This window comes from Lacimicrobium alkaliphilum, from assembly GCF_002591895.1.
GTDB lineage: Bacteria > Pseudomonadota > Gammaproteobacteria > Enterobacterales > Alteromonadaceae > Lacimicrobium > Lacimicrobium alkaliphilum.
In genome coordinates this window covers 197463-212206 of sequence record NZ_NISX01000007.1, presented here as the reverse complement: position 1 = coordinate 212206, position 14744 = coordinate 197463, and the positions used below count along the sequence as shown (strand labels likewise).

Genomic DNA, 14744 nt, shown 5'->3' with positions numbered 1-14744 from the left:
AAAAAGTAGGATCTGACCCTGCTATTGAAGTCGCTGTGGCTACTAACGCTGCTTTCAACTGCTCGGGAGATTTCTCAGGTGCAATTTGTTTCAATAATGCAACCACGCCGGCAACCATCGGAGATGACATACTGGTACCGGTTTTATACCCGTAACCTCCTCCTGGAATGCTGGAATAAATGGATACACCAGGCGCTGCTACTTCAGGTTTAAGTATCGCAGCACCGGAGGACGGATACCCCTTCGAACTGAATTCAGCAATGTTCTTATTGCTGTCACTGGCAGCAACAGTGATCGCTTTTTCGGCATCAGCAGGAGAACCGATCAAATTTTCGGATGCTGAGGAGAAAGTATCGTCGTCGGGTCCATCGTTACCCGCGCTGACTACCACCACTACGCCCATTTCTACGAGGTTATTCACCGCATCTCTTAGGGCTTTGTCTTCAGAAGAGGATCCCAGGCTTAGATTCAATACATCGGCCCCATCGTCTGTTGCGGAGTCACCGTCCGGGTCCAACGCAAACTCGAGGCCTTTAATGATATCTGTGGTATTGCAATATCCTTCATCACTACAGACTTTTATGGCCAGCAAGCTCGCCGCTGGCGCAATCCCTCTTAATTCTCCATTGGCCGCAACGATACCCGCCACATGTGTTCCATGACTGTGGACGTCAATAGGGTCTTCATCTCCATCGAAAAAATCGTAACCTGCATATACTTTGCAGCCCGATCCTAAACAGCCACCCAGATCGGGATGGGTATAATCAATACCGGTATCAACGATGGCTACCTTAACCCCTTCACCGTCTATGTCATCTTCTATTAGTTGACTGGTTCGCAATAGATCGACGTTGATTACATCGTAATCTGTTACATCGTTAACAGCAGTGATTTTATATTGGATAACTTTGTGGATACGTTTGACCGACGTCAGCTTACTCAGGGATTCAACTTGTGAAGGTTGTGCTGTTACCACTATGGCATTGAGTAAGCTTTTAAACTGATGTCCTATGGGGATACTGCTCTTAAATTGTCGTTGGACATCTGTTTTAAATGCTTCCTGCTGGGAATTAATAGTCGCTCTGATCTTCTGAATAGCCTGACCACTATCAGATTCTTTAAGTACTGCCAGTTTTTGATAAACACCTTGTTCTTTAAGTTCGACGATATACCGGTTTTGAGGTGAAGCAGATGCGAGTTTGCTGTGTACCACCTCTCTGCTTTGGCTGGTCGAAACAATACTCATGAAGAGTATTAAAGTGATCAGGAATAAGATCGTATTATTTTTCAAAACAAATCCCTTTATATTGAATGTCAGAATCGCCACTGCCTTGTCATAAACGCTAGCCAATTTGCTTTAGTTAGCCGTCAGGAAAAAATAATTACACATTTGAGACGACACCACTACCAATTTTTCCCCCTCTTAGAATAAAAGCGGGTTTGGAGGTTGGATAGGCTGAATGATTTTATTTGGGGGGTAATATTCGCTGAGTCCTGCCCAAAGACTCTCAGATGGCAATAGATAAAAAGGGAGCCGCAGCTCCCTTATTATCAGACTTTTCTCTCAGCCCGACGCTATTTAAGCTCCGCCACCACTACAGATTTGGCAGGTAAACTCAGGTTACTGAGTTTAGCGTTAAAGGCTTTGGGCTTGACGACCTCAGGCTGTGTAAAGCTGTTATGGGCATCCATTTTTTCAGCTGTGAGGATCTGGCCCACAGTCTGAGTGGCGCTGGCTCCGCTGAGGTTCAGCTCAATGGACGCGGATTCTTTGGGGTCCAGATTGACCAGCGCCAGATACAGTTTGCCATCCTTACCTTTGGCCACCGAGGCGGTCACTGCGGGTACCGATTTGTCGCCCTCGCCGTAGTTGTCGGTCTGGATCTCAAATTCAATCGCCGTGGCATCCTGAAACACCTTATACATGCCGTACACATGGTAAGTGGGCGTGAGTACCATCTTCTCTTTGTCGGTGAGGATCATGGCCTGCAGCACGTTGACCATCTGGGCAATATTGGTCATATGCACCCGCCTGGCATGCTCATGGAAGATATTAAAGTTGACCGCCGTTACGACTGCATCGCGCAGGCTGTTCTGCTGGTACAAAAAGCCGGGCTCGCGGCCAGGCTCAGCATCGTACCAGGTACCCCATTCATCCACATACAGGCCCAGCTCGCCATCAGGGTCGTTTTCATCCAGTACGGCGACATTGGCGCGGATGTACTCATCCATCCTGTAGGTGCGCTCCATGGTAGCCAGCCACATGCTTTCATCAAAGCCCAGCGCCGCGCCTTTTTTCTGCCAGTCGCTGGTGGGCAGGGTGTAGAAGTGGTAGCTGATGCCGTCCATATCCCGGTCTATATTGGCGCTGAGTACATCGGTCCATTCGGTATCATCGGTGTGACCACCGCTGCCCACCAGTTTAGGGCGCTTGCCGGGTGGGGTTTTAAGGAAGGTGGCATATTGGCGGTACAAGTCCACATAGTACTGCGGGCGCATATGGCCGCCACAGCCCCAGGACTCGTTGCCGATGCCGAAATAGGCGATGTCGAAAGGTTCGTCACGACCGTTTGCACGCCGCTCATTGGCCAGGGTGGAGTTTTTGTCGGAGGTCATATACTCCATCCACTCTGCCATCTCGCGCACGCTGCCACTGCCCAAATTGCCGTTCACATAAGCATCAGCACCGAGTAACTCAACAAACTCGAAGAACTCATGGGTACCGAAGGCATTAGTTTCTTCCACGCCGCCCCAGTGGGTATTCACTTTAACCGGTCGCTTATTGCGTGGACCGATGCCTTCACGCCAGTGGTACTCATCGGCGAAACAGCCGCCGGGCCAGCGCACCAGCGGCACCTGAATATCACGCAGGGCATTCAGAACGTCGTTGCGAAAGCCATTGGTATTGGCAATCTCAGAATCTTTTCCTACCCATACACCTTCATAGATACCGCGGCCCAGATGTTCGGCAAACTGACCATAGATATCCTTGTTGATCACGGCACCGGTCTGGCCGGCATTGATGTTTAACTCTACGTCATGGGGCGCGGCGTTAATGGCCGCGGCACCAAGCATGCCAATGACCAAAAGAGGAATTCTGAAACCTTGCATAGTGCTCTCCTGTGTCGAATTACTTTGTCAGGCCATTTTCAGCCACAAGGCTTGGCGCCCGTGACATCTGTAAACCCTGGCCAACAATCTGATAACCAGGTTCAGTAAACCAGTGATAGTGCCTGTAAGTGCTACAGGATGGATAGCGACTTACTAAAAATCACAACGCCACCACCGGTTTCCTTAAAAAAATGCCGGCCATGAGGCCGGCAATCTGTTTAACACAACCGCCGGTTTAAGGCTGGCTGCTCAGATAAAGCTGCTGCACTTCATCGGCGGTGATGGCTTCGGCGTAGAAGCGTACTTCATCCAGCAGTCCCTGGTAGGGGGTATCCCAGAAGTTGACACCCAGACCGAACTCATTGCCCGGTGAGGCGAATACATCGGGGAACCCTGTACCGCTGAATACCTGCTGACCGTTGAGGTATATCTGCAGGGCGCCGTTATTTGCCACCACGGCAATATGCGACCAACTGCCCACAGGGATCTGTGTACCCATTCCTGCGTCGTACCAGTTGGTACCTGACCATAGCATGGTGTTCTGACTGACAGCGGGGTTACCCATAGGTACCACACTGAGCCAGCTGTCCGGTGATGCGGCACCGAAAAAGGCCGGGGTAAACTGCGTCAACTGACTGGGGTTCAGCCACAGGGCAAAACTGTACTGGCTGCCGATAATCAGGTTATCCGGCAGCTTCACGCCTGAGTTGCCATCCAGTTGCAATGCAGAGCCGGTTACTCCAGGTGCAAAACTGAGGTTGCCACCGGCTTGATCCAGCCTGGGGCCGGTGCTCTGACCGGGGGCAAAGTTACCGCCCGCTTCACTCAGATCATTAACATCAAAGTTAAACTCTGCCACCGGTGCCGGTGGCGCCAGTGAACGCACTGTTACCTGAAACTCACGGCTGGCCTGAAAACCATCCAGAGTCAGGCTGGCAGTGAGGATAACGATGGCGTCCTGCTCATGAGAGGCAGGGCGGTTTACTTCGCCGCTGGCACTGAGTACAGCCGGATTGGAAGACTGCCACTGGATCACCGAGGCATAGGCACCGGTTTGCGGCAGGCTCAGATCCTGGCGAACAGAGTCCAGCTCGCCCAGGTCCAGTAAACTTACTGCCGATTGCAGCAATTGGTCTGTGGGCAGGCGGTCTATATCCAGGGCGCGGATTTCTTCTGCACTGAGCGCACCTTCATACAGACTCAGCTCGTCAATCAGGCCATTAAAGGGAATATCCCAGTAATTAACACCTAATGTGAACACTGCAGACTGGCCACTGAACAGGTCGGCAAAGTTATTGCCACTGAACTTCTGCTCACCATCGATGTAGACACGGATATTGCCGTTGTCTACTGCGAAGGCCACATGGCTCCAGCTGTCGGCGGGGATTTGCTCACCTGTTGTCGCGTCGTACCAGACCTGGCTGCCGCTCCACAACATGGTGTTGTCATCCCAGCTCCAGGGCACCAGTGACAACCAGTTCTCCGGCGTAGCGGCACCGAAAAAAGCCGGGGTGAACTGGGTCAGCTGAGTGGGATTCAGCCACAGTGACACGGTATAGGCGTTGTTGTCGATCAGTCCGTCGGGTAAGCGCACACCGCTGCTACCGTTCAGCCACAGCGCATCGCCAAACTGGCCGGATGCGTAGTCAATCTGCCCGTCGGTGGTGTCCGGTGTGGTACCGGTAACACTGCCATCGGCCTGATAACCTGCGTCATCGCTCAGATCCTGCTCGAAGCTATAGCGGGCGATACGGTTAAAGGGCTTTCTGGCTTCAACGGTAATGGTGAACTCTTTTGTCAGCAACTGGCCATCCAGCTCAACTGTGGCGGTCAGGGTTACTGTGGCATCGGGCTCGCCGGTATTCGGGCGGGTGACATGGCCATCGGTGCTGATCACATCAGTATTATCGGATTGCCAGCTAATGCTGGCGCCGCGGCTGCCGAGTGTCGGCAGTTCCAGGTCGCTGATACTGGCCTCGGGCAGTGTCAGGCTGCTGCCGATGTTGTTTAGGGTTTCTTGTGTATCAGCGGGTGGCAGACGACTGCCCCAGACTGACTGACCGTCTGTGTCTATGGCACTGAAACTGGGCACCAGTTGCTGAATGTTGTCGTTCCATTGCCACAGCAACACACCGTCGAAGCTGCCGAGGCCATCAATATTCATAACAATCTCGTTGTCATGACCTAACACATAGCTGCCGCTGAAATCGCCACCAATCTGGCCTTCTGCTTCCAGGGCCAGATAAGAGGACACTTTGGCTGCGCGGTTTATGTCTTTTTCATGGTTGATGAACTGATACACACCCAGAGCATCGCTTTCGCTGACGACATTCTCACCTTCTATGGGTGCATAGCGATGCGGCGAGGCGACCAGCCAGCCATCGGCGTTTACAAAGAGCTCGTGAACACGAATCTGATGACCTTCGCCGCCTTCGGGGAAGCGGGTATGAAAGATCACAAAATGGCGGCCGCTTTGTTCGTCGTAGTAGGCTGAGTTGTGACCGGGCGCCATATAACCATGATCGGTTCCGGGATCGCCGGGCCGGGCTTTAAACAGATGGCCGCCCATGATTTTGACGCCATAAGGTTCGATGCTGCCCCAGCCGCCGGAGGCGCCAATCATATCCAGACCCTGAGCGTCCACAAAGGGGCCGTCTGGATTGCGGGAGCGGGCAATGCGCATATTGTAGCCGTCATTTTGCTCGTAACCACCGAAGGACGTGAACAGATAATAATAGTCAGACTCAGGGCTGTAGAGCATGTAGGGGCCTTCGATGGCGCTGTAGTATCCACCCATCAGTTTGGTGCCATAGCCCTGACCGTCTAGAGGAAAGCCTGATTGTGGATCCATTTCCATAATCCAGATACCACCGGAATATGAGCCATATACCATCCACAGACGGCCTTCCTTATCAAAAAATACATCGGGGTCGATGGCATTGGGGTGAATATTGCCATTGTATGGATTACCGTCGATACCGGGGTTTTCGTCGCCCACATGACCGGAGCGCAGGAACAGGCCCAGATCCTGATAGGGTCCTTCGACATCATCCGATACCGCGACACCCATGTAGGAGCGGGAGGCATCGCATAATCCGGTGTCCGGTGAGGCGCAGTGATTGTAGTAAAAATAGTATTTGCCATCGGCCAGGCGAATCACATCGGCGGCCCATGAACCAATAGTGCCGCCACTCCAGGCGATGCCCTCTGCCGCTTCAGTGGCATAGGTATCAAACAACGGGTTGTCATCGGTGACATCGGTGGCGATCAGTTCCCAGCTCATCAGATCGTCGCTTTTGGCCGCCGCCAGATGCGAGCCGAACACATAAAAGGTGCCGTTTTCATCCTGAACCACAGAAGGGTCATGGACGGTGGCGTTATTGTAAACCGGGGGTTCGCTGAGCTCTGGCATACTGCCTGACGTCTGTTGTTGCAGCTCGGCGCTGTAACCAAAGCTGCCGCGACCATTGGCAAACCAGATTCTTATATTGTCGCTCAGATTATCCACTTCCAGATAGGGCTGTCCCTGCTCATTGGTACCTGAAGCGTTGGTAATTGTATGAGTGGACTGGGTAATGACGACCCGATAGGTCTCACTCTCAAGTGGCGCATCACCACTGTGGATACTGTTGTCGGTATAGTAACCCTGACCACGCACATAGACGCGGTTTTCCTGCTCAACGGTTGCAGATTCAACGGCTTGCCAGCCGGCCAGGGCGTGGCTGCAAAATCCAAGACTGGCGATGGCCAGCACCCGTACCAGGCCGGGCAAAGTATATTTCTGAGTCGGTTTACAGATCGAACCATGCATGGTTCATCCTCCTGTTAGTAAAGGGGCCCTATACCGCTTAATTAGCGCACCTGATTTAAGATGATTAGGGGTGTTTAGTTACGCTTGCGTGTCAGTGCCAGAGCACCCAGACCAAACAACAACAGGGTTGCGGGTTCCGGAATGGTGCTGCTTTGCATAATGGACAGACCGCTGAAACTCAGGGAGTCACCGAGAATAAAGTCACCGTCCTGAACACCGAATTCGAGGCTGGCATTTACACCCGCCCAGGTGCTGATATCGAAGCTGCCACCTGATGAGAGGTCGAGTACGTCATTGGTTTGCAGATTGCGTAGCTGCGCGAAGGAAAAATCAAACAGCTCATCAGTAAGCTGGCTGCTGATATCCAGTGACAGCGTCAGTGACTGACCGGCATCCAGACTGTCCACGACAAAATCCTGAAACAGTACAATATTCCAGAACTCCTGATTACCCGATGCGGTGGTACTCAGACTGACCTCGTCCCCGCTGAGGCTGAAGTTATCGCTGAAATCAGCAAAAATATCGCCGGATAAGGTCGTGTCTGTGGCGGTATCCAGGTTATAGCTGGTGACTTCTGCCTGCCAGCCATTGAAGCCATCGCTGAAATCGCTATTCATCAGATCGGCGCTGGCAAACTGGCTACAGCCAAGTGCCGCCACCAGCAGCATTGTTGTTAGTGGGCGCCGGGTGCAAGGGGCCCGTCTATCTGGTTGTTCCATGTTGTTCTCCTGTGCAATGAGGGGCTCTAAAGGGAATGTTAATTTTTATGTGTATTATTGTAATACAATAATAGGATAGCAGAGGATTCTGAGGTGTAAACACTTTGTTAATAGTTTTGGGGTGACTTACAGGAGACGTTTAAGCAGAGCATGGTGGAACGGGCCGGCAGGGAGGCCGACCCGGGGTATACCTGAACGCAGGGGCAATATCTGATTCAGATACTGGTGTTTACCGGATACCTTCAGTGGTCATAATCACCCGCTTCAGGGTACCGTCTTCGTTATAATAAAGCCGGTCTATTGCTACCGAGCGGCGGAAACGACCGCCGCTGGGCTCGCCTTTACGGGCCGGTATGGCACCAGTGTGATAGATAAAGTAAGACTTTCCTTTAAACTCGATAATTGACTGGTGATTGGTTTCCGAGTTTCCGGCAATTTCGTTCAGAATTCCCTGGTACTTCCAGGGGCCATGAATACTCTCGCTCATGGCATAGCAGATCTTCTCGGGGAATTCACAGGCGTAGGAAAGGTAGTAATACTTGCCCTTCTTATGAACCCACAGGGCTTCGGTGAAGTCAGGAATGTCTATCACCTTAATGGGGCCATCCAGCTCAATCATATTGTCTTTGAGTTTGGCGTATTTGGGTACCAGATTGCCAAAGAAAATGTAGGCATCGCCATTCTCTTCAATATAGATAGCCGGATCGATATCATCCCAGTCATTGTCGGTCTGAGTGGTCATATCATTGGTAATCAGGGCCTTACCGATGGCATCTTTAAAGGGGCCTGTGGGCGAGTCTGATACCGCTACCACAACGGCAAAGCCGGGCTTGGTGTCATCATGCCTGACCGTAGTATAGAAGTAGAACTTACCGTCTTTTTCTACCATATGGGATGCCCAGGCCTCGCCCTTGGCCCACTTAAAATCGGTCGCTTTCATGATCGGCCCATGCTCTGTCCAGTTCTTCATATCTTTGGAAGAGAACACCAGCCAGTCGTGCATTTCGAAAAACACATCATTATTGGGTGCTTCATCGTGGCCCGTATAAAGGTAGACAGTATCGTCGTGGACCAGTGCTGCCGGGTCCGCAGTAAATACGTGCTCGAACAGGGGGTTCTTGGCCAGAGCTGGCTGGCTGAACGATAAGGTGGCAGTGAGTGCCACCAGCAAGGACTTTTTCATGGTTTCACCTTTTCATTTTAAGATACGTTGCCGGGCATTTATATATTATTGTATGATATAAAAGCAAGGCTCAAGTCCAATTTGTTGTAAAGGATTGGTTAACCTGCTAGTGATGCGCGGGGCTGAGAAGCGGCATTCCGCTTAGTCCACCCGCTGTTAAATGCACTGCCATAAGTGCCTCTGACAGGTTACCCCGGTTCTTTCTTTGCTCTCAGATACCAACAACAGAATAAAATGTTTTAATCTTTCCTCTTGCGACAACAATTATAATACAATAATATGATGGTTAAGTAACATTGTTTTTACATCTGATGGTCTGCGCATTGTGTATCAGATGTGACAAAGCAAGCACGTTGAATAGCCTGGCCCGGAAAAGTCAGGGATACTAAAAACATAACCCGGAGAACACGACACATGTTTAGACACACACAAATAGCCACTGCCGTCGTGCTGGCGCTGTCCAGCGGCACCCTGAGTGCACAGGAAACCACAAATTCCAATGATGCTTCATCCTCTCAGAATGTGGAGGTGATTGAAGTCTCAGGTATCAGAGCCAGTCTGAATAAGGCTCTGAATGTTAAACGATTCAGTAAAGAAGTCATCGACTCTATTGTTGCAGAAGATATTGGCAAGCTGCCAGATAACAATGTGGTTGAGTCGTTGCAGCGGGTTGCTGGTGTACAGGTTACCGATCGTGCCGATGGCGAGACCAATGTGGTTACTATCAGGGGCCTGACGGATGTGAGTACCACGGTAAATGGCCGTACTATTTTTACAGCTTCAGGCAGGGCACTGGCATTAGCCGATATCCCTTCGACGCTGGTATCACAAATTGATGTGATCAAGAACCGCTCAGCAAGCCAGTTTGAAAACGGCATTGCCGGGCAAATTGATGTCCATACCTTCCGCCCCTTTGATTTTGATGGCGAGCGTTTTTCTGTTTCCGCCAAAGGAAGTTATCTGGAGGAAGCCGAAAAGACTAACCCTGTTGTCAGTGCCCTGGCTAGTAACCGTTGGGAGCTCGATGGTGGCGGCGAATTTGGCGCGTTATTAAATGTGTCTTATGCTGAAACCCAGTATCGTAGTCAGTCCCTTACGCCAGGCGCGCAAGTGGTGTTTATGACCGAGAACCAGCCTGACGGCTGGATGCCTCTGGAAAGGGTTTTCAATGATGATGGCCGTGTCGCAGAAAGCCCTATCTGGACACCGGGACTGGATCGCGGCCTACCCACAGCACCGGGATCCACTATTGATATTAACGGTGAACCCACTGAATATTATCTGGCACGCGATGCCATGTTTATGTCTGATTTTACCGGCAAGCGTGAGCGCCCGGCGGCCAATCTGGCCTTGCAGTATTCCCCGAACAGCCGCTCTGAATATACTTTCGAAGCCATGTACAACGGTTTTCGTAATGAAAGCTTTAACTCGCTGAATTTCGCTTTTGTGGACTGGTGGGGCTCATTAGGTGAGCTGGGCAATATTGCCGATACTTTTGAACTTTATGAAGGTACTAATGTGATTAAGAGCCGCACGGTGCGTAATCCTTTTACCTTTGGCAGCGGCGACTATTCTACCGGTAAGACTGATTCCTATATGTATGCGCTGGGCGGTGACTGGGAACTGAGCGATGCCCTGAGCCTGAAATCTGAGCTGGTGTATCAGAAGAGTGAGTTTGAATCTTCCTTTATTGCCATGCGTTCTAACGCCGGGCGCTATCAGGTGGAAGCAGATTTTAGCAACGACCCTGGTATTGTGTTTGCCGATAATCCGGAGACGCCGGATGTGGATGAGAGCGACCTTACCGATTTAACCCGCTCTTCGATGGCTGAGATGTATGACAGCGGTGAGCGCAATGAAGGCTCTGCCTTGACTTTTACTGCAGACGGAGAATATCTGACTGACGGCGGATTTTTCCAGAAGCTTGCCTTTGGTGTGCGCTATGACGATCGCGATTCTACCGAATATATGCGCGAACAAAATGCTGCTCCCTGCGTTGATGTGAACACTACCGATGCACCTGAAGATGCTAACTTTGATCTGGCCAATTGTCAGTTCTCCAGCTATACGGGTGACGGTATTGCCCATATCAATGAGGGTTTCCTCGACGGTGAAGCCGAGGCACCGCGCAGTTGGGCGGTAGCAAGTGGCCCTTATCTGATGCAGAATCGCGATCAGTTCCTTGGCCTTTACAAGCTGGACTCTGCAGATCCGCTGCTAGAGGAATTCAATATTCAGGAACTGAACACGGCGGTCTATTTTACTGCGGATTTTGAAACCGAGATTGCCGGCAAGGTACTCGATGGTCAGGTGGGCGCGCGTTATGTACGGGTAGAAACCGATACCGAATTTGTGGATCAGGTAGAGCAGACCCGAACTCAGGGGTCTACCACCACCAATGAGTTGTTACCGGCGTTGTCGTTGCGCTATCACCTGAACGATGACTGGTTGTTGCGCTTTGCTTACGGCGAAACCCTGCGTATGCCCAACTTTGGCGATTTAAACCCTACCATTTTGTATAACGACGATATTACCGGTATCGGCTATGGTACGGCTAATGGCGGTAATGCGGATCTGATGCCAACTACCTCAGCTAATCTGGATTTGTCTCTGGAGTGGTATTTCGGTGAGTCCAGTGCCACCTATCTGACGTTGTTCCAGCGAGATATTGAAGGGCTGGTGATTCCGTTCCGTAATCAGATCACCCGTGATATTGAAGGTTACAACACGGACACCTTTATCCTGTCGCAGCCTGATAATGCATCCGATGGTGAGCTCAGAGGGATTGAGTTTGGTCTGAACTACTTCCCGGAAAATCTGCCCGGTGCGCTGGACGGTCTGGGTATTCAGGCAGCATATACCTACCTGGATTCGGAACAGACCATTCCTGAACTGAATGACCGCGGCGAGATTATCGGCACCGATACCACCGATATCTTCGGTGTCTCGGACCGCTCCTACAACCTGACGCTGGTGTACGATCGTGAAGAGTTTGATGCGCGACTGGCTTATGTATGGCGCTCGGACTTCCTGAATAATAACGAGGCGGCGTCTTTCGCTAATCCGTTGGCGGTCTATCGCGATGAGCAACAGTCGCTGGACTTCCAGTTAAACTATAATGTTTCCGATGAGCTGACTGTGTCGTTTGATGCTACCAACCTCACCGGAGAAATGTACCAGAGTCGCTATGGCAACAGTGAACTGCATACTCTGGGCAACTGGTTAATCAGCCGCAGCTTTGGCCTGGGAGTACGTTACTCTTTCTGAGCGTAAAGCTGATATCAGTGCAAGCCCTGCATGCCGCTTCTTAAGAAGCCAGTGCGGGGCTTTTCTTTTTCTGCCACCTGGTTCTGCGCGTTGAGAGCAACGACAGAAACCGGGATAAAACGGTTGTTATTTAAATAGTATGATAATAATATCTATAGTTGTTAACCTGATGCGGTTAGTTTATTAACAAGTGTCTCTGCAGGGGTGTTAAATACACTGACTGTCAGTGACAGCAATCCAAACAATAGTGATAGCCTTAGGTTAACCTTTTGTTAACCCGCACAACTGTCTGAGTGGAATCTCCTGTATGACAAGCTATAAATTATCGACCTTTGAAAAAGTAGGCTTTGGTGCCGGCGACATGGCCGTGAATGTGGTGATCTCGTCGATGATGCTGATCATCACCTTTTTCTACACAGACATTTTTGGTCTTAAACCCACTGATATGGCACTGATGTTTTTATTAGTGCGGATTATGGATGCGGTGACTGACCCGTTGATGGGGTTGATCACTGATAAGTACAATAGTCGTTGGGGGCGCTACCGCCCCTATTTCCTTTTTCTGTCTGTGCCTTTCGGGCTTTCAGTGTTTCTGACTTTCAGTACTCCGGATGCCGATTATAACCTTAAACTGGCCTGGGCTTATTCCACCTACATCTTTGTAACGCTGATGTTTACGGCGGTCACTATTCCTTATATCTCTCTGATTGGTGTGCTCACCGATGATCCCAAAGAGCGCTTATCTGCTAACGGTTATCGCTTGTTCTTCGCTAAAGTTGCTGCCTTTCTGGTCACCATTATCGTGCCGATGTTAGCCAGCGCAGACTACTGGCAGGGTGACAAAGCGCTGGGCTATCAGGTAGCCATGGGCCTGATGTCAGTGATGGCGGTGGCGCTGTTTTTATTTTGCTTTTTTGCTACCACCGAACGTCTTGAGCATCAGGTGGATAAGAAACCTCTTAAAGAGCAGTTCAGTCTGCTGCTGAAAAACGACCAGTGGCTGGTGCTGTGTGGGGTGTGTGTACTGGGCACCATCGGCTATGTGGTACGCGGCTCAGTGGCGCTGTATTACGCCAAGTATTACCTCGGTGGAGACGGTACCGTGCAATCCATGTTTCTCTCCACCGGTGTGGGCGCGGCCATACTGGCGATGGTGGCCTCAACCTGGATCACCAAAAAATACTGTAAGGTCAAACTGTTCCGTTACAGCCAGATGGCCGTCTGCCTGCTCAGTATATTGATGTTTGTGCTGGTGGAGCCCGGCGACCTGATACTCGCTTTTGTACTGTTCTTTCTGGTGTCTTTTGTGGTGGATCTGCATGCGCCCATCTTCTGGTCCGCTATCGCCGAGGCGGTGGACTATGGCCAGAGTAAGACCGGCAAGCGGGTAGCCGGCTTGTCATTTGGTGGCATTTCATTTTGCCAGAAAGCCGGAATGGGTCTGGCTGGCGGTATGGTCGGACTGTTGCTCGCCTTCTTTGATTATGTGCCGGATCAGGTACAAAGCGATAAGTCGCTGATGGGTATCGCGCTGATGCTGACAATTATTCCCGGCCTGTTTCATTATCTGGTGGGGGCGCTGATGAAGCGCTACCGCATTACCGATCTGGAATACCAACGTTTGTTGTCTGAGCTGGAAGTGAGCCGCACTGTGCCCCCCGCGCCAGACGACACAGAAACCGTGAAAATGGTGACAGGAGTTTAATCATGCTTAATACTCATATTCCGCTGATTCCACAGCGTGCTGACCCTTTTATTTATAAACACAGCGATGGCTATTATTATTTCACCGCTTCAGTGCCTGAGTATGATGGTATTGAATTGCGCCGGGCAAAAACCCTGGCCGGGCTGGCTCAGGCCGACACCCGCATGGTCTGGCGCAAACCTGACCAGGGCCCTTATTCAGATCTGATCTGGGCGCCGGAGATCCACTTCAATCAGGGTGCCTGGTATGTTTACTTTGCTGCCGCCCCGAGCCGTGAAATAAAAGACGAACTGTTTCAGCACCGTATGTACGCCATACGTTGCGATGCCGATAATCCGGTCACCGCAGACTGGACCTTTGAAGGGCAGATCGATACCGGCATCGATTCATTTTGTCTGGATGCCACCACCTTTGAACATCAGGGCGAACTCTATTACCTGTGGGCGCAGAAAGGGCCCGGCATCCGTGGTAACTCCAATCTCTATATTGCCGGAATGAGCGACCCGCTGACCTTAAAAGACGAACCCGTGATGCTGACCAAACCTGAACTGGACTGGGAAACCCGGGGATTCTGGGTGAATGAAGGCCCGGCGGTGATTAAAGGCCATGGCAAAGTGTTTATCAGTTACTCAGCCAGCGCCACCGATGAAAATTATTGTGTGGGGCTGCTCTATGCCGATGAAAATGCGGATCTGATGGACCCTGCCAGCTGGACCAAGCTGCCAAAGCCGGTGTTTCAGACCAATGCCGAAATGAAGATGTTCGGCCCCGGTCATAACAGCTTTACCCAGAGTGAAGAGGGTGAAGATGTGCTGGTGTATCATGCCCGTAATTATACCGAAATTGAGGGTGACCCCCTGTGGGACCCGAACCGCCATACCTTTACCAAGATCCTCAACTGGGACAAGGACGGGTTGCCGGTGTTCGGTAAGCCCGGACAGGTCTGAG

Annotated in this window: 8 protein-coding genes; 3 read left to right on the top strand and 5 right to left on the bottom strand. The window is 51.2% G+C overall.

Annotation, left to right across the window (positions count from 1 at the left end; genetic code table 11):
• The 5 genes from CDA54_RS08985 to CDA54_RS08965 form a co-directional block, all read right to left on the bottom strand.
• On the bottom strand, positions 1-1291 hold a 1291-nt coding region (locus CDA54_RS08985), incomplete at its 3' end, for a S8 family peptidase (RefSeq protein WP_180237168.1).
• A gap of 284 nt (positions 1292-1575) precedes the next feature.
• Positions 1576-3111 (bottom strand): alpha-N-arabinofuranosidase, encoded by a 1536-nt coding sequence (locus tag CDA54_RS08980; protein ID WP_099034660.1) that lies wholly within the window; start codon positions 3109-3111, stop codon positions 1576-1578.
• A 235-nt stretch (positions 3112-3346) separates the two neighbouring features.
• A complete protein-coding gene (locus tag CDA54_RS08975; protein ID WP_099034659.1) occupies positions 3347-6922 on the bottom strand; it encodes a LamG-like jellyroll fold domain-containing protein in 3576 nt (1191 codons plus the stop codon).
• Between the two features lie 74 nt (positions 6923-6996).
• Entirely contained in the window at positions 6997-7641 is a 645-nt protein-coding gene (locus CDA54_RS08970) for a PEP-CTERM sorting domain-containing protein (protein WP_099034658.1), read from the bottom strand.
• A gap of 229 nt (positions 7642-7870) precedes the next feature.
• Positions 7871-8824 carry a glycoside hydrolase family 43 protein gene (locus CDA54_RS08965; RefSeq protein ID WP_099034657.1) on the bottom strand — a complete coding sequence of 318 codons (954 nt, stop codon included), beginning with the start codon at positions 8822-8824 and terminating at the stop codon, positions 7871-7873.
• Positions 8825-9238: 414 nt separating this feature from the next.
• Here CDA54_RS08965 and CDA54_RS08960 point away from each other — a divergent pair, with 414 nt between their 5' ends.
• From CDA54_RS08960 to CDA54_RS08950, 3 genes are all read left to right on the top strand, one after another.
• Complete coding sequence (locus CDA54_RS08960) at positions 9239-12091, top strand: TonB-dependent receptor (RefSeq protein WP_099034656.1); 2853 nt, start codon at positions 9239-9241, stop codon at positions 12089-12091.
• Positions 12092-12398: 307 nt separating this feature from the next.
• Positions 12399-13796 carry an MFS transporter gene (locus tag CDA54_RS08955; RefSeq protein WP_099034655.1) on the top strand — a complete coding sequence of 466 codons (1398 nt, stop codon included), beginning with the start codon at positions 12399-12401 and terminating at the stop codon, positions 13794-13796.
• A gap of 2 nt (positions 13797-13798) precedes the next feature.
• Positions 13799-14743 carry a glycoside hydrolase family 43 protein gene (locus CDA54_RS08950; protein WP_099034654.1) on the top strand — a complete coding sequence of 315 codons (945 nt, stop codon included), beginning with the start codon at positions 13799-13801 and terminating at the stop codon, positions 14741-14743.
• Position 14744 lies beyond the last annotated feature (1 nt).